The sequence below is a fragment of the Streptomyces sp. NBC_01003 genome, assembly GCF_045162695.1.
Classification (GTDB): domain Bacteria; phylum Actinomycetota; class Actinomycetes; order Streptomycetales; family Streptomycetaceae; genus Streptomyces.
Genome location: NZ_CP108707.1, coordinates 4,218,474 through 4,233,486 on the forward strand (window position 1 = coordinate 4,218,474; position 15,013 = coordinate 4,233,486).

Sequence of the window (15,013 nt, forward strand, 5' to 3'; positions counted from 1 at the left end):
GCGCAACGGCACCCGGCGGCCGGTCAGTTGGCCTCGGCCGGTACGGCGGCCAGGGAGCGGGACCGCACGACGAACTGGGCGACCGCCGTCACCACCAGGTTCGGGACGAGCGCGATGAGCCCGGTGTCGACCGTGCCGACGTCCACGCTCCCGAAGGTGAGCCAGATCAGGACCCCGACGCCGGTCAGGATGCCGAGCAGTGCGGGCACGGCATCCAGACGCACCTTCTTCGCCAGCCCCATGACGATCGCCGGGGCGAGCTGGGTGAGGCCGCCGTAGGTGAGCAGCAGCAGGTCGGACAGGAGTCCGGGCCTGGTCAGGCCGAGCACCAGGGCGAGCGCGGCGGCGGCGACCACGCAGAGGTGGTTGGTGCGCAGCTGCGTACGTTCGTTGCGCGCGCTCAGCAGATTGCGGGACAGCAGGCTGGAGATGCCCACGACGATGGCCGCCGAGGGGACCATGGCGGCCGAGGCCGCGGCGACCGCGACGACGCCGACGAGCCAGCCGGGCAGGGTCTGGCCGGCGAGGGTGAGGGCGACGGAGTTCGCGGGCGATCCCGGCTTCACCAGCAGGATCCCGGCGAAGCCGACGATCACCGGGATACCGAGGGCTATCTGGTAGAGCGGCAGCCAGACCGCGTTCTTGCGCAGGGCGCGCCCGCTGCCGGCGGCGAGGACCGGCGGCCACAGATGGGCCATGGTGCCGAGTCCGCCGCCGATGCCGGAGATGATGACGGCCGTGACGAAGAATGTGGCGTCATAGCCTTCCTGATGGAGCGTCAGGAGCTGCGGGTGGCTGTCCCGTACGGTCTCGAAGAGGCCGCCGATGCCCCCCTTCACGGAGACCGTGACGCCGATGAACAGCACCACGAGCCCGACGATCATCAGGGCGTCCTTGAGGTAGGCGACGCGGGCGATGCCGCGGATGCCGGACCACAGGACGAAGCCGACGGTGAGGACGGTCGCCAGGACCATGCTGAGGTTGCCGCCCGTGCGGCTGCCGGTGGCGAGCTGGACGATCATGCCGAGCCCGGTGATCTGGAGCTGGAGGTACGGCAGCAGGAAGACCGCGCCGACGACGGCGACGACCTTGCCGAGCAGGGGGCTGCGGTAGCGGTCGGTGAAGAAGTCCGCCTGCGTCAAGTAGCCGCCCTTGCGCCCGAGTTCCCGCATGCGGGGCGCGGTGAAGTACTGGAGGACGAAGTTGATCGCGAGGTAGCACAGGGCGAAGGCGGCGGCGACGCCTCCGCCGAAGGCGATGCCCGCGAGGCCGAGGAAGCTGAAGGTGGTGAAGGCCTCGCCCGCCTGGAGGAACCAGGTGGTGAAGGTGGAGAACTTCCGTTTCCCCACGGTCCATTCGCCGAGTTCCCCGCTGCGCGGTCTGCGCCCGCTCACGCCGACGACGGCGATGGAGACCATGCCGATGAGAGTGATGGCCATGCTGGTGTTCATGCGTTGGCCTCCTCGGCCTCGTCGCGGTCGTCGCGTTCGTCGTCGGTGTGCGCGAAGTGCTCGACGAGGGCGAGCGAGGCCGTCGTACCGGCCGTCCACAGCAGACACCAGGCGAGGACGGACGGGATGCCGAACCAGAGGTACGGGCCGTTGACGAAGGGCAGGAAGGGCGTGCTGAGGAAAGCCAGTACGGGCACGAAGGCCCAGATCACGTGCGGATTTCTCATCAGGGCTCCATACGGCTGCGGGAGGTGCGGCTAGGCGAGGGAGGGGCGGCGGCGTCCGTGTCCGGTGGCGGCCTCGTAGGCGGCGCCGACCTGGAGCACGGTCCGCTCGGCGCGGGGCGGGCCGACGATCTGAAGGCCGACGGGGAGCCCCGCAGCCGAGAAACCGGCCGGTACGGAGAGGGCGGGTGCGCCCAGGACCGAGATGAAGTACGCCGAGCGCATCCAGTCGAGATAGGTGTGCTGCGACTGCCCGTCGATGACGGTCGGGTACTCCGCCTCGACGTCGAAGGGGGTGACCTGACTGACGGGCGCGACCAGGACGTCGTAGCGCTCGAAGAAGCCGACGGCGGCGAGGTGGATGCGGGCGTGCTCGGCGGTGGCGCGGGCGAGGTCGGCGCCGGTCAGGCGCCGCCCCTCCTCGATGTTCCGGACGAGGCTGTCCTTGAGGGAGGCACGGTCGCTGTCGAGGAGCGCGCCGAGGCCCTGGTTGAACTCCTGGGCGCGCAGCGTGCGGAAGACGTCCTCGGCGCCGTCCAGGTCGGGGCAGTCCTCGACGACGGCGCAGCCGAGGTCCTCGAAGACCTCGGCCTGCCGCTCGAAGACGTCGCGCACGTCGCGGTCGACGGCGACCCGCCCGCCGAGGTCGGGCGCGAACGCCACCCGCATCCCGGCCACGTCCCGCCCGAGCGGCGCGCGGAAGGCGGCGCCCGGCCCCTCCAGGGAGATCGGGACGCGCGGGTCGGGCCCCGCCATGACGGACAGCAGCAGTGCGGTGTCGGCGACGGTACGCCCCATGGGCCCGGCGACGGCGAGGGTCTCCCACAGGTTGCCGGCCGGGTGCGAGGGGACGCGGCCGGGGGTGGGGCGCAGGCCGACGACGTTGCAGAAGGACGCCGGGTTGCGCAGGGAGCCGCCCATGTCGCTGCCGTCGGCCAGCGGGTGGAACCCGGCGGCCAGCGCGGCCGCGGCCCCGCCACTGCTGCCGCCCGCCGACCGCTTCGTGTCGTACGGGTTCCTGGTCGCGCCGAAGACAGGGTTGAACGTGTGCGAACCGGCCGCGAACTCGGGGACGTTGGTCTTCCCGATGCGGAGGGCGCCCGCGTCCTGGATGCGCCGCACGAGCAGCTCGTCCTCGTCGGGGACGTGGTCGGCGAAGAGGGGCGAGCCGTGCGTGGTACGCATGCCGCGGGTGAGGTGGGTGTCCTTGAACGCGATGGGCAGGCCGTGCAGCGGCCCGAGCTCCTCGCCGCGCGCCTGACGCTCGTCGGCGGCGGCGGCCGCCGCGAGCGCGCCCTCGGGGTCGAGGGTGACGATCGCGTTGACGGCGGGGTTGAGGCGCTCGATGCGGTCGAGGTGGGCCCGGACGACCTCACGGGCCGACAGCTCACCACGACGGACACGCGCCGCGAGGTCGACGGCGTCGAGGGCGCAGAGTTCGTCCGGGACGGGAGCGGAGTCGGCGGGGCCGGTGGAAGCGGGCATGGCAGTCCTAGGGCAGCGGGCGCGGGGGACGTCGCCGTGCCGGGCCGGACAGGTCCGGGGCAGCGGCGCGCGTGGTGCACCACACTGAAGCCACTGACCGTTTCAGTCAATACCTAAGACTCAATGCACTTTTAAGACGCCACCCATTCACCTGTGAATATTTTGGTCGCGCTATGGACGTCAACTGGACGTCGGAAACTCCACCCCACTGCGCTTGAACGCGTCGACCACCAGATGCGACTGCACGGCCTCCACATGCCGCACCCAGGGCGAGGCGGTCAGGAACTCGTACAGCGCGGCCTTCGACGGCTGCGTCACGTCGACCAGGAGCTGATGCTCACCCATGACCACGGCCGCGTACCGCACGAGCGGCGACTCCACGAGCAGCCGCCCGACCTTCTCGACCTCGTCGGGGCGGGTCCTGATCCACAGGAGCGCCTCGACCGGGAGGCCGAGCAGCGCGGGCTCGACGGCGGCCCGGATGCTCACGTGCCCGTCGCGGGTGAGCGTCTCGACGCGGCGGCGGGCGGTCGCCACGGAGACCCCGGCGACGGCAGCCAGGTCCTCGTGCGTGCGCCGCCCGTCCTCGGCGAGCGCCCCCAGGATCGCGTGCTCCTCGGGCCCGACCTCGACCTCCGGGAGCCCGATCTCGTCGACGATGCCCGACGGCCCGCCGAGCGCCTCGATCTCCCCGGCGCCGAGGATCCCCGGCGACCACTCGTGCACGGTCCTGAAGTACCGCAGCACCGGCGACACGCTCTGCGAGACGAGACCCGGCAGCGCGGGCACCTCGTCGAGCATCAGCGGCCCCAACTGCCCCTGAGGAAACTGAAGTTCGGCCACGCAGTCGACGGGTCCGGCGAGTGCGTACGAGAAGATGCAGTCAGCGCGCCGGGCCGCCGCCACGGCCGCGTCGCGCACCGATCCCGGCCGGCACGTCATCCGCAGAATCACGGTCTCGCCCCGCACGACGAGCCCCCGCACGGCCACGTCCCCACTCTCCAGCAACCGCAGACCCCGCCGCGCCACCTTCCGCTCGGGCTCCCCGATCGCGGCCGCGATCCGCCGCCACGACGCCCGCCCATCGATCTGAAGGGCGGCAACGATGCGCCGGTCGAGGGGGTCCAGGGGGGCGGTCGGGGTGGCCGGTACTGGGTGCGTCACAGGACTGACCATAACGAGCGGGGGTGGTGGGGTGAGCCGGGACCGTGTGGCGAACCGGAACCGGGCCTCGTCCTTACGCCCCCATGGCGAGCCGAGCCTGCTCGTCCTCCACGATCCGGCGGGCCAGCGACGTATCGGAGACGTCCACGGCGTCGGGGGTCGCCTCGGCCGTCGCGCTGCGGCGCGCGTAGGCGTCGAAGAGCCGGGACTTGTTCTCGAGGAGCTTCACCATGCGCTCGTCCACGCCTCCCGTGGCGAGCAGCCGGTGGACCTGGACCGAGCGCACCTGCCCCATGCGATGGGCGCGCGCCACGGCCTGGTGCTCGACGGTCGGCTTGACCTGGGGCTCGCAGATGATCACGACGGTCGCGGCCTGCATGTTGAGCCCCACGCCCCCGGCCTCGATCTGCGCCAGGAGCACCGCGTGACCGGACACGGCGGCGAACTCGTCGACGAGCTGCTGCCTGCGCGCGGGCGGCACGCTCCCCGAGATCGGGCCGAACAGGGCGGCGCCGTCGAGCGCGTCCTTCACCACGGCGAGAACGTCACGGAAGGTGGAGAACACCACGACCTTCAGCCCGTTCTCCGCCGCGTCCTCGACGATCTCGCGCAGCCGGTTCAGCTTCGCCGACGACTCGGGCCGCGCGTATGCCGCACGGCGCATCGCCATGAAGTTCCCGGCCCGGACCGCCTCCCGATAGGCCTCCTCGTCCGACGCGCTCAACTCTTCCCATTCGTCGGTGTGTTGGAGCGCCGGGAGTTCGGTCAGTACGTCCTGCTGGTTGCGGCGGAGATAGACGGGGGCGACGGCCTTGCGGAAGGCTTTCGAGCCGGCCACTCCGTCGCGGTCGCCGACGACGTCGGCCAGATCGGGCCTGAGGATCTGCACGAGGTTGCGGAACTCGGCGACGCGGTTCTCCATCGGCGTACCGCTCATGAAGAGCACGCGTTCGCAGCGCTCGGCCCACTCGGCGACGGTGCGGGAGCGGCGGGTCTGCGGGTTCTTCACGTAGTGCGCCTCGTCCACGACCAGCATGCCGAGCTCGCCGCCGCCGGGGACGGGGAAGCGGCGCAGCGCGTCGAAGGTCGTCACGCCGACACCGCCGCGGCCCTTCCAGTCGGCGTACGCGTCCTGCCGGTCGGGGCCGTGCAGGGGCAGGACGCGCAGCTTGCTGCGGGACTCGATCTCGCGCGTCCAGTTGATCAGCACGCTCGCCGGGCAGACGACCATGAAGTGGCTCCTGCCCTCGGCGGCGAGATGCGCCAGGGCGGCGATGGCCTGGATGGTCTTGCCGAGCCCCATCTCGTCGCCGAGGATCACCTTGCGCTGGGCGAGGGCGAACCGGGCGCCGAAGGCCTGGTAGCCGCGCAGCGACACCCGGCGCCGCGTGTCGTCGAGCGCCTGCCCGCGGACCCGTTCGGCGACCTCGTCGGGCAGGAACCCTTCGGAGGCGGCCGTGTCGGGGGCGCGCCCCGAGATCTCGGCGAGCAGGCTGTAGTACTCGGCGGACCGCAGCTCGAAGTCGACCCAGGCGGCCACGTCGTCCGAGGAACCGCGCAACAGGTCCACCGACGCCTGGGCGAGCAGCTCCGGGTGCCCGGCGCGCACCGCCTCCTCGGTCAGCTCACGGATCTCCGCAACAGCCTCAAGTGCCTGCGCCCGCTTGGCCTTCCCGACCAACAGCATCCGAAGCCGCCCAGCGGCCGGCCGAGCGTCGGCCAGCAACGGACCGAGCCGCTCGGCAAGAGCCGCGGCGGTCTCGACGGCACGCCGCGCCTCGGGCCCCGCCTCCACCAGAACATGCAGGGCGGTGACGAGTGCGGTGGTACGCGGCTCGGGCCGGTCCACATCGATGTGGACCGCGACGGTCTCCCGGACGGCATCAGAAATCTGCCGAGCGGCAGCGACCAACTGATTGGCGGTCTGCTCCCCCACGCCAGGAATCTGCCTCAACCGATAGGTCCCGGCCTCAAGAACCTGAAGAACGGAGGACAGCCCGCTCCTCTCCACCTCCCCGAGCCTCAACCGACCCTCGGTGACGTCCTTGAGCCGAGCAACAGAAATAGCCCCCAAGGCCTGCGCGGCCTCGGCCTCATGAATCGGCTGCAAAGCGCCCCTGACGGCCTCAACGGCCAGGGCATGATCCCCGACAACTCCCCGAGCGGCCCCCTCCAGCCACACGCCCCCACCGACAACCCCCCGCTCCCGCCGCCCCATCCCAGCCCTTTCTCGCTCCCGTCCCGGCATCCTGCCACCGCCGACCCCACGGACAACGCCCGCCCGAACAACGAACCAGGGCCCACCCCCGAAGAGGCGGACCCTGGATGACCTGCGAGTGAGGCGGATCAGACGTTGAAGCGGAACTCCACCACGTCCCCGTCCTGCATCACGTAATCCTTGCCCTCCATGCGGGCCTTGCCCTTGGCGCGGGACTCCGCGACAGAGCCCGTTTCCATCAGGTCGTCGAAGGAGATGACCTCCGCCTTGATGAAGCCCTTCTGGAAGTCGGTGTGGATCACGCCGGCTGCCTCGGGGGCCGTGGCGCCCTTCTTGATGGTCCAGGCGCGCGTTTCCTTCGGGCCTGCCGTCAGGTACGTCTGGAGGCCGAGGGTGTCGAAGCCGACGCGGCCGAGCGTGGCCAGGCCGGGCTCTTCCTGGCCCATCGACTGGAGGAGTTCGAGCGCCTCGTCGTCGTCGAGTTCGATCAGCTCGGACTCGATCTTGGCGTTGAGGAAGATCGCCTCGGCGGGGGCGACCAGGGCGCGCTGCTCGTTCTTGAAGTCCTCGTCGACCAGCTCGTCCTCGTCCACGTTGAACACGTAGAGGAAGGGCTTGGTGGTGAGGAGGTGCAGCTCGTGGAGCAGGCGGCCCTTCTCCGTGCCGGCGGTGATGCCCGCGGCGAAGAGCGTCGTGCCGGACTCGAGGATCTTCTGCGCCTCCTCGACCGCGGCGAGCACCGCGACCTTCTCCTTCTGGAGGCGGGACTCCTTCTGAAGGCGCGGGACCTGCTTCTCGACGGACTGGAGGTCCGCGAGGATCAGCTCGGTGTTGATCGTCTCGATGTCGTCCTTGGGCGAGACCTTGCCGTCGACGTGCACGACGTTCTCGTCCTTGAAGGCGCGGATGACCTGGCAGATCGCGTCCGACTCGCGGATGTTCGCGAGGAACTTGTTGCCCAGGCCCTCACCCTCGGAGGCGCCGCGCACGATGCCCGCGATGTCGACGAAGTCGACCGTCGCCGGGAGGATCTTCTGCGAGCTGAAGACCTCGGCGAGCTTGGCGAGGCGGGGGTCGGGGACACCGACCACGCCCACGTTCGGCTCGATCGTGGCGAACGGGTAGTTGGCCGCCAGCACGTCGTTCTTGGTCAGGGCGTTGAAAAGGGTCGACTTGCCGACATTCGGCAGGCCGACGATTCCGATCGTGAGCGACACGTTGCGACTTCCCGTACGTGAGGATGGAGGACCCCCAGTCTACGGCGTGCCGCACCACCCCCCGGCGCCCTATCGAACGCTTGGCCAAGGTCGGCGAAACCGCGTGTCCCGGAGCGGATTCCACACATAAACCGACCTAAGTTGGTGTGGTGGATCAACCCAGTCGCACTCCGCCGCGCGCCCCGCAGAACCGGACCCGCCGCACGCCCCCGCTCCCCCCGCAGGCACAGGGCGGCAGCGACGGACGCGACGGGCCATCCGGGTCCCGTTCCGGAACGGTGTACCGGGCGTCGGGCAAGGGCGGCGGCAAGGCGCCGCGCCCCGTGCCGCCGGTCGTCCTCGCGCTGCGCCGCTTCCCCGATCCGCGCCTCACCGGCCTGGGCAGCGGGCTGTTCTGCACAGCCGCGATGTTCGCGCTCGCCTGCCTGGACGCACTGCTGTTCGGCGGCTCGATCGTCGTGTACGGCGTGCTGTTCCTGCTGGTGAGCACACTCACCGCGATGTGGGTGCGGCGCGCCGACCTGGTGGCCGCGCCCGTCGCCGTGCCGATCGGCTTCGCCGTCGGGATCCTGCCGGTGGCCGACGGCTCGGGCGGGTTCGACGGGCAGGTGATGGGGCTGGTGACGGCCCTGGCGATGCACGCGGGCTGGCTCTACGGCGGCACGCTCGTCGCCGGACTCGTCGTGACCGTGCGCGGCATCCGCCACATGGCCCGTCGCGCGGCCCGCCGCCGAGCCCTCGCCCAGGCCCGCGCCGGCTCCCCCGGCACGCCGGCACAACAGGTGGCCTCGGCCCCGCGCCCCCGGCGGCGTACGGCCTGAGGCCAGGGGTCCCGCGCCCGTCACCTCTACCTCTGCCACCTCTGCTTCTGCTACCCCTGCTTCTGCTGCGCCGCCGCCATGGCCGCCCCCACGATCCCCGCATTGTTCTGCAGCTGCGCCGGGACGATTTCCGCCTTGATGCCCTCGATCAGGGGCAGGAATCTGTCGGCCTTGCGGCTGACGCCGCCGCCGATGATGAAGAGTTCGGGCGAGAACAGCATCTCGACGTGCGCCAAGTACTTCTGGACGCGGTGCGCCCAGTGCTCCCAGCTCAGGTCGTGGTCTTCCTTCGCCTTCGTCGAAGCGTGCTTCTCGGCGTCGTGGCCGTGCAGCTCCAGATGGCCGAGCTCGGTGTTCGGGACGAGCTGACCGTCGAAGAACAGGGCGCTGCCGATGCCGGTGCCGAAGGTGAGGAGCAGGACCACGCCCTTGCGGCCGCGGCCCGCGCCGAAGTGCATCTCGGCGACGCCTGCCGCGTCCGCGTCGTTCAGGACCGTCACGGGGAGCCCGCCGAGCCGCTCGCCGAGGAGGGCGCGGGCGTCGACGTCGATCCACGACTTGTCGACATTGGCAGCCGTACGGATCGTGGCGCCGCCCGTGACGACGCCGGGGAAGGTGATGCCGACCCGGTCGGGCCGGGTGCCGAAGTGCTCCACGACCTGTTTCACCCCGTCGGCCACGCCGTCGGGCGTGGCCGGGTGCGGGGTGAGGACCTTGAACCGTTCCTGTGCCAGGTCTCCGCGGTCCAGGTCAACGGGTGCGCCCTTGATCCCTGATCCGCCGATGTCCACGCCGAAGATCTGCATGGACACCACGTTACGACGAGTGGCTGAACGTCACTTCTCGGAAGAGCCGTCTCCCGTGAGGGCTGCGGCCTCCGCGCGCAGGTCACGGCGGAGTTCCTTCGGCAGCGAGAAGGTGATGGACTCCTCGGCGGTCTTCACGGTCTCCACGTCGGCGTAACCTCGCTCGGCCAGCCACTCCAGTACGCCGTCCACCAGCACGTCGGGGACGGAGGCGCCGGAGGTGAGGCCGACCGTGGTGACGCCCTCGAGCCAGGTCTCGTCGATCTCGGCGGCGAAGTCCACCAGGTGGGCGGCGGGCGCGCCGGCGTCCAGGGCGACCTCGACCATGCGGATCGAGTTCGAGGAGTTCTTGGAGCCGACGACGATGACGAGCTCGGCGTCCTCGGCCAGCTTCTTCACCGCGATCTGGCGGTTCTGCGTGGCGTAGCAGATGTCGTCGCTGGGCGGCGAGAGCAGGTTCGGGAACTTGGCCTTGAGGGCGTCGACCGTCTCCATGGTCTCGTCCACGGAGAGCGTGGTCTGGGAGAGCCAGACGACCTTCGACTCGTCCCGCACCTCCACGTTCGCCACGTCCTCGGGGCCGTCGACCAGCGTGATGTGGTCGGGGGCCTCGCCCGAGGTGCCGATGACCTCTTCGTGTCCCTCGTGGCCGATCAGGAGGATGTCGTAGTCCTCCTTCGCGAAGCGGACGGCTTCCTTGTGGACCTTGGTGACGAGCGGGCAGGTCGCGTCGATGGTGGCGAGCTTGCCGGCCGCGGCCTCGTCGTGGACGACGGGCGCGACGCCGTGCGCCGAGAACATCACGATGGAGCCCTCGGGGACCTCCTGGGTCTGCTCGACGAAGACGGCGCCCTTCCGCTCCAGGGTCTGCACGACGTACTTGTTGTGGACGATCTCGTGGCGGACATAGATCGGGGCCCCGTACTGCTCAAGGGCCTTCTCGACGGCGATCACGGCACGGTCCACACCGGCGCAGTAGCCCCGGGGGGCGGCGAGCAGGACGCGGCGGGGGCCAGTCGTAGCAGTCATGCCCACCATCGTAAGGCCGCGTCCAACAGGTCAAAGATCCGCCGTTTGACGAGACTGGAAGCCCGTGCGCGACAACGTGCGCGACAAACGGAGGCCCGATGTCCGCCCACACCGCTCCACCAGCCGGGGAAGAAGGACAGCCGTCCGCGGGAGAGGACACGCTGCGGCGCAGCCTCGGCTTCCGGGACCTCGTCGTCTACGGGCTCCTGTTCATCGCCCCGATGGCCCCCGTAGGCGTCTTCGGCACCCTCGACGCCAAGTCGCACGGCGCAGTCGCACTGGTGTACGTCGTCGCGACCGTCGCGATGGCGTTCACCGCGTTCAGCTACGCGCAGATGGTGCGGGTCGCCCCGCAGGCCGGCTCGGTCTTCACCTACGCGCGCGTGGGGCTCGGTGAGGCGCCGGGGTTCATCGCCGGGTGGATGGCGATGCTCGACTACCTGCTCATCCCGGCGGTCGCCTATCTCTTCTCCGGGATCGCGATGAACGCGCTGGTGCCGTCGGTCTCGCGCTGGGTGTGGACGGCGCTGGCCGTGATCATCACGACGCTCCTGAACCTGTGGGGCGTGCGGGCGGCGGCCCGGGCCGGCTTCGCGGTCCTGGCGATGGAGATCGTCGTTCTGCTCGTGTTCCTCGCGTCGGCGATCGTCGTACTCGTACGCGACGGGGCGGAGCGCGGCTGGCTGTCGCCGCTGACAGGGGACGGCTCGCGGGGCGCGTTCGCGCTGTCGGCGGTCGTCGGCGCGGTGTCCGTCGCCGTGCTGTCGTATCTGGGCTTCGACGCGATCGTGTCGTTCGCGGAGGAGGTCACGGGCGGCTCGGCGAAGGTGGCGCGGGCGGTGCTGTTCTGTCTGGCGCTCGCGGGTGTCCTGTTCATCGCGCAGACGTATCTCGTAGCGCTGCTCGAACCGGTGTCGTCGGCGGAGCTCGCCGCCGACCCGGCCAAGCAGGGGTCCGCGTTCTACGACGCGATCGACGTGTCGGTCGGCGGGTGGCTGCACGACCTGGTGGCGGTCAGCAAGGCGATCGGCGCGGCGTTCGCGGCACTGGCCGGGCAGGCGGCGGCCGGGCGGCTGCTGTTCGCGATGGCCCGCGACCGGCGGCTGCCGAAGGCGCTGTCGCGGACGGACTCCGGGGTGCCGCGGGTCGCGCTGCTGTGCGCGGCGGTGGTGACGCTGGTGGCGGCGGTCTGGGCGGCCCGCAGGGACGACGGCCTCGACCATCTGGTCTCGGTGGTCGACATCGGCGCTCTCACGGCGTTCGTGCTGCTGCACGCGAGCGTGGTGGGCTGGTTCGTGGTGCGGCGCGGCGCGGGGACATTCAGCTGGTGGCGGCATCTGTTCGTGCCGGTGCTCGGCGCGGCCATCACGGTCGCTGTGATCGTGGAGGCGTCGGGCACGGCCCAGGTGGTGGGCGCGAACTGGCTGGCGGTGGGGCTCGTGGTGCTGGTGGCGCAGAGGGGGCGGCGGGGCGCGCGGGTCGTCTGACGGGGCGCGCGGGTGGTCCGACGGGACGTCCGGCTGCGGTGGTCGTACGGGCGCCGGCCCCGTCCCCGTACAACCGGGCTCCGCCCGATCCCCGTACGCCCCCCGTACACCGTCCGTACGTCCTTCGCGTCACGGAGCGTTGTCGGTGGGTGCGGCTACGCTCACCGGCATGGCTGTGAATACGTCCGCGGACGCCCCGCTGCCCGTCGGGGAGGTGTCGCGGCTCATCGGGCGGTGGATCGACCGGCTCGGTGCCGTGTGGGTCGAGGGACAGATCACCCAGCTGTCCCGGCGCCCCGGCGCCGGCGTCGTGTTCCTGACGCTGCGCGATCCGTCGCACGACATCTCGGTCGGCGTCACCTGCTACCGGCAGGTGTTCGACGCGGTCGCGGACGTCGTGACGGAGGGCGCGCGCGTCGTCGTCCAGGCGAAGCCGGAGTGGTACGCGCCGCGCGGCCAGCTGTCGCTGCGGGCCTCCGAGATCAGACCGGTGGGAGTCGGTGAACTGCTCGCCAGGCTGGAGCAGTTGAAGAAGTCCCTGGCCGGCGAGGGGCTCTTCGCCCCGGAGCGCAAGAAGCCGCTGCCCTTCCTGCCACAGCTCATCGGGCTCGTGTGCGGGCGCGCGTCGGCCGCCGAGCGGGACGTCCTGGAGAACGCGCGGCACCGCTGGCCCGCCGTCCGCTTCGAGGTGCGCAATGTGCCGGTCCAGGGCGTGCACGCAGTGCCGCAGGTCGTGCAGGCGGTCAAGGAGCTGGACTCGCTCGACGACGTCGACGTGATCATCGTGGCGCGCGGCGGCGGCAGCGTGGAGGACCTCCTGCCGTTCTCGGACGAGCAGTTGGTCCGGGCGGTCGCCGCCTGCCGTACGCCGGTCGTCTCGGCGATCGGCCACGAGCCGGACAACCCGCTCCTCGACCACGTCGCGGACCTGCGCGCCTCCACACCGACCGACGCGGCGAAGAAGGTCGTGCCGGACGTCGGCGAGGAGTACGAGCGGGTGCAGTGGCTGCGGGACCGAGCGCGGCGCAGCGTCGAGTCGTTCCTGGACCGGGAGGAGCGCGGGCTCGGACAAGCCCTCGCCCGGCCGGTCATGGAGGACCCGCACCGCATGATCGAGGTGCGCGAGGAGCAGGTGACGGCGCTGGCCGAGCGCGGCCGGCGCACCCTCGGACACCTCCTCGACCGCGCCGAGTCGGAGCTGTCGCACACGCACGCGCGCGTGGTGGCCCTGTCCCCCGCCGCGACCCTCAAGCGGGGTTACGCGGTGCTGCAGAAGGCGGACGGGGACGTCGTGCGCGCCGCGGACGACGTGGCGGCGGACGAGGTGCTGCGGGCGCGGGTCGCCGAGGGCGAATTCACCGTACGGGTCGAGACCGGGAACCAGGAGAGCGCATGACCACGAAGACCGACGAGGCCGGGCTCGGCTACGAGCAGGCGCGGGACGAGCTGATCGAGGTCGTCCGGCGGCTGGAGGCGGGCGGCACGTCACTGGAGGAGTCGCTCGCGCTGTGGGAGCGGGGCGAGGAGCTGGCGAAGGTGTGCCGGCGCTGGCTGGACGGTGCGCGGGCGCGCCTGGACGCGGCGCTGGCGGAGACCGGGCCGGACGGGGGCGCGGACGAGGAACAGTGAACGGCGGGAACCTGCGGACGGTGAGCGGGACGAGACGCGGCGTCAGGAGGTTGTGAAGCGGGTCACGAGATTCCGCTTTTGGTTGAAAGTTAAACGGTGCCGACGTACTGTCGTGTGCATCGGCCGATCCGTTCGCAGCGTCGCGACGGACCGGCCGCACCCCCAGCACGTACGTATCGAGAAGGTTGATCCATGTCTCTCGTTCTTGACCCCGCCGCCCAGGACCTGCTGTTCCGCGAGGCCCGCACCGCGAACACCTTCACCGACGAGCCGGTGACCGACGAGCAGGTCCAGGCGATCTACGACCTGGTCAAGTTCGGTCCGACGGCGTTCAACCAGTCGCCGCTGCGCATCACCCTGGTCCGCTCCCCCGAGGCCCGCGAGCGCCTCGTGCAGCACATGGCCGAGGGCAACCGTCCGAAGACGGCCTCCGCCCCGCTGGTCGCGATCCTCTCCGCGGACAACGAGTTCCACGAGGAGCTCCCGGCGCTCTTCCCGCACTTCCCGCAGGCCAAGGACGCCTTCTTCGCGGAGCGCCCCGTCCGTGAGGGCGCCGCCGCCCTGAACGCCACCCTGCAGGCCGCGTACTTCATCATCGGCGTACGCGCCGCCGGCCTGGCCGCGGGCCCGATGACCGGCCTCGACTTCGCCGGTGTCCAGAAGGAGTTCCTGGACGACGACCACACCCCGCTGATGGTCATCAACATCGGCAAGCCGGGCGACGACGCCTGGTTCCCGCGCTCCCCGCGCCTGGAGCACGACCAGGTCATCACCACGATCTGAGTGCTCCCGCCGAGCACTCCCCCCGGGTGCTCCCGCACGCTTGACGAGAAAGGCCCCCCGGCAACAGCCGAGGGGCCTTCCCCATGCGCCGAAACGCCTGAAATCCCCGGAATCCCGTGCGCCGGGGTCCCTGAAATACCTACTTCGTCCGCAGCGCCTCGGCCATCTTCGTCAGCTGCGCGAACGACGCCGTACCGGTCACGACGGTCGTCGACTTGTCACCCTTGAGCACCAGGGCGTCGTACTGGTCGCCCTTGTAGCGCCGCCAGGTCTCGCCGCCGATGCGCTGCGTCGCGCTGGTCTCGGTGGCGCCCTGGCTGGCCCGGTCGATGAAGGCCGAGGCCTTCTCGGTGGACTGCTCGACGCCCACGTACTGGCCGTCGGCGTCGTGGAAGCCGAGGTGCCAGGCGTCGAAGTTCGAGCCCTGGAACCGCACCGACGTCGGCTTCCAGGACTTCGCGAGCCCCTCGGGCGCCGCAACCGGGTACGCCGCGGCGCGCCGCGCCGTCAGCAGCTCCACGCGGTAGTCCACACGCTTCACCGGCGGGGTGCCGGAGTCGTCGTGCGGGACGAACACGTAGATGCCTGCCGCCGCGAGCACGGTCGCGCCCATCGAGAGGACCAGACTTCCGACGGTCTTCTTGCCTTTGGTACCTGCCACGCCCCCATCGTCGCAGGTACGTGAGCGATCACCGCACG

Annotated in this window: 15 protein-coding genes; 6 read left to right on the forward strand and 9 right to left on the reverse strand. The window is 70.9% G+C overall.

What is annotated here, in order from left to right:
* Positions 1 to 23 precede the first annotated feature (23 nt).
* From OG698_RS19165 to OG698_RS19185, 5 genes are all read right to left on the reverse strand, one after another.
* On the reverse strand, positions 24 to 1,451 hold the full coding sequence (locus OG698_RS19165; RefSeq protein WP_406104273.1) for a sodium:solute symporter family protein: 1,428 nt from the start codon (positions 1,449 to 1,451) through the stop codon (positions 24 to 26).
* A complete protein-coding gene (locus tag OG698_RS19170) occupies positions 1,448 to 1,678 on the reverse strand; it encodes a hypothetical protein (RefSeq protein ID WP_406104275.1) in 231 nt (76 codons plus the stop codon). Before OG698_RS19170 ends, OG698_RS19165 begins: the two co-directional genes overlap by 4 nt.
* Before the next feature lie 30 nt (positions 1,679 to 1,708).
* The gene (locus OG698_RS19175) at positions 1,709 to 3,160 is read right to left on the reverse strand and encodes an amidase (RefSeq protein ID WP_406104276.1); all 1,452 of its coding nucleotides are present in this window, start codon (positions 3,158 to 3,160) and stop codon (positions 1,709 to 1,711) included.
* A 180-nt stretch (positions 3,161 to 3,340) separates the two neighbouring features.
* Positions 3,341 to 4,324 carry an Lrp/AsnC family transcriptional regulator gene (locus tag OG698_RS19180; protein WP_406104277.1) on the reverse strand — a complete coding sequence of 328 codons (984 nt, stop codon included), beginning with the start codon at positions 4,322 to 4,324 and terminating at the stop codon, positions 3,341 to 3,343.
* A gap of 73 nt (positions 4,325 to 4,397) precedes the next feature.
* On the reverse strand, positions 4,398 to 6,260 hold the full coding sequence (locus OG698_RS19185; protein WP_406104279.1) for a DEAD/DEAH box helicase: 1,863 nt from the start codon (positions 6,258 to 6,260) through the stop codon (positions 4,398 to 4,400).
* 159 nt (positions 6,261 to 6,419) lie between these two features.
* On the opposite strand from OG698_RS19185, the gene OG698_RS19190 reads away from it, so the two are divergent.
* Positions 6,420 to 6,653 carry a hypothetical protein gene (locus tag OG698_RS19190; RefSeq protein ID WP_406104281.1) on the forward strand — a complete coding sequence of 78 codons (234 nt, stop codon included), beginning with the start codon at positions 6,420 to 6,422 and terminating at the stop codon, positions 6,651 to 6,653.
* A 17-nt stretch (positions 6,654 to 6,670) separates the two neighbouring features.
* Here the strand turns inward: OG698_RS19190 and ychF are convergent, their stop codons facing one another.
* Positions 6,671 to 7,759, reverse strand: coding sequence for a redox-regulated ATPase YchF (gene ychF, locus OG698_RS19195; protein ID WP_376544793.1), 1,089 nt, complete (start codon positions 7,757 to 7,759; stop codon positions 6,671 to 6,673).
* A gap of 149 nt (positions 7,760 to 7,908) precedes the next feature.
* Here ychF and OG698_RS19200 point away from each other — a divergent pair, with 149 nt between their 5' ends.
* Positions 7,909 to 8,580 carry a DUF6542 domain-containing protein gene (locus OG698_RS19200; protein ID WP_406104283.1) on the forward strand — a complete coding sequence of 224 codons (672 nt, stop codon included), beginning with the start codon at positions 7,909 to 7,911 and terminating at the stop codon, positions 8,578 to 8,580.
* Positions 8,581 to 8,630: 50 nt separating this feature from the next.
* Here the strand turns inward: OG698_RS19200 and ppgK are convergent, their stop codons facing one another.
* Complete coding sequence (gene ppgK, locus OG698_RS19205) at positions 8,631 to 9,386, reverse strand: polyphosphate--glucose phosphotransferase (protein ID WP_406104285.1); 756 nt, start codon at positions 9,384 to 9,386, stop codon at positions 8,631 to 8,633.
* Positions 9,387 to 9,416: 30 nt separating this feature from the next.
* A complete protein-coding gene (locus tag OG698_RS19210) occupies positions 9,417 to 10,415 on the reverse strand; it encodes a 4-hydroxy-3-methylbut-2-enyl diphosphate reductase (protein WP_399969945.1) in 999 nt (332 codons plus the stop codon).
* Between the two features lie 98 nt (positions 10,416 to 10,513).
* Between OG698_RS19210 and OG698_RS19215 the strand changes: the two genes are divergently transcribed.
* The 4 genes from OG698_RS19215 to OG698_RS19230 all read left to right on the forward strand — a co-directional run bounded on the left by OG698_RS19215 (position 10,514) and on the right by OG698_RS19230 (position 14,314).
* The gene (locus OG698_RS19215; RefSeq protein WP_406104287.1) at positions 10,514 to 11,902 is read left to right on the forward strand and encodes an APC family permease; all 1,389 of its coding nucleotides are present in this window, start codon (positions 10,514 to 10,516) and stop codon (positions 11,900 to 11,902) included.
* A gap of 169 nt (positions 11,903 to 12,071) precedes the next feature.
* Positions 12,072 to 13,298, forward strand: coding sequence for an exodeoxyribonuclease VII large subunit (gene xseA / locus OG698_RS19220; protein WP_406104289.1), 1,227 nt, complete (start codon positions 12,072 to 12,074; stop codon positions 13,296 to 13,298).
* Complete coding sequence (locus OG698_RS19225) at positions 13,295 to 13,531, forward strand: exodeoxyribonuclease VII small subunit (protein ID WP_399969950.1); 237 nt, start codon at positions 13,295 to 13,297, stop codon at positions 13,529 to 13,531. Before xseA ends, OG698_RS19225 begins: the two co-directional genes overlap by 4 nt.
* A gap of 192 nt (positions 13,532 to 13,723) precedes the next feature.
* Positions 13,724 to 14,314 (forward strand): malonic semialdehyde reductase, encoded by a 591-nt coding sequence (locus OG698_RS19230; RefSeq protein ID WP_406104291.1) that lies wholly within the window; start codon positions 13,724 to 13,726, stop codon positions 14,312 to 14,314.
* A gap of 139 nt (positions 14,315 to 14,453) precedes the next feature.
* Here the strand turns inward: OG698_RS19230 and OG698_RS19235 are convergent, their stop codons facing one another.
* A complete protein-coding gene (locus OG698_RS19235; protein WP_100596555.1) occupies positions 14,454 to 14,975 on the reverse strand; it encodes a DUF4245 domain-containing protein in 522 nt (173 codons plus the stop codon).
* Positions 14,976 to 15,013 lie beyond the last annotated feature (38 nt).

What these genes read in the sequence shown, in the direction of transcription:
- OG698_RS19165 (WP_406104273.1), bottom strand. Translation starts at nt 1,451, where the DNA reads ATGAACACCAGCATGGCCATCACTCTCATCGGCATGGTCTCCATCGCC.
- OG698_RS19170 (WP_406104275.1), bottom strand. Translation starts at nt 1,678, where the DNA reads ATGAGAAATCCGCACGTGATCTGGGCCTTCGTGCCCGTACTGGCTTTC.
- OG698_RS19175 (WP_406104276.1), bottom strand. Translation starts at nt 3,160, where the DNA reads ATGCCCGCTTCCACCGGCCCCGCCGACTCCGCTCCCGTCCCGGACGAA.
- OG698_RS19190 (WP_406104281.1), top strand. Translation starts at nt 6,420, where the DNA reads ATGAATCGGCTGCAAAGCGCCCCTGACGGCCTCAACGGCCAGGGCATG.
- ppgK (WP_406104285.1), bottom strand. Translation starts at nt 9,386, where the DNA reads ATGCAGATCTTCGGCGTGGACATCGGCGGATCAGGGATCAAGGGCGCA.
- OG698_RS19210 (WP_399969945.1), bottom strand. Translation starts at nt 10,415, where the DNA reads ATGACTGCTACGACTGGCCCCCGCCGCGTCCTGCTCGCCGCCCCCCGG.
- OG698_RS19215 (WP_406104287.1), top strand. Translation starts at nt 10,514, where the DNA reads ATGTCCGCCCACACCGCTCCACCAGCCGGGGAAGAAGGACAGCCGTCC.
- xseA (WP_406104289.1), top strand. Translation starts at nt 12,072, where the DNA reads ATGGCTGTGAATACGTCCGCGGACGCCCCGCTGCCCGTCGGGGAGGTG.
- OG698_RS19225 (WP_399969950.1), top strand. Translation starts at nt 13,295, where the DNA reads ATGACCACGAAGACCGACGAGGCCGGGCTCGGCTACGAGCAGGCGCGG.
- OG698_RS19230 (WP_406104291.1), top strand. Translation starts at nt 13,724, where the DNA reads ATGTCTCTCGTTCTTGACCCCGCCGCCCAGGACCTGCTGTTCCGCGAG.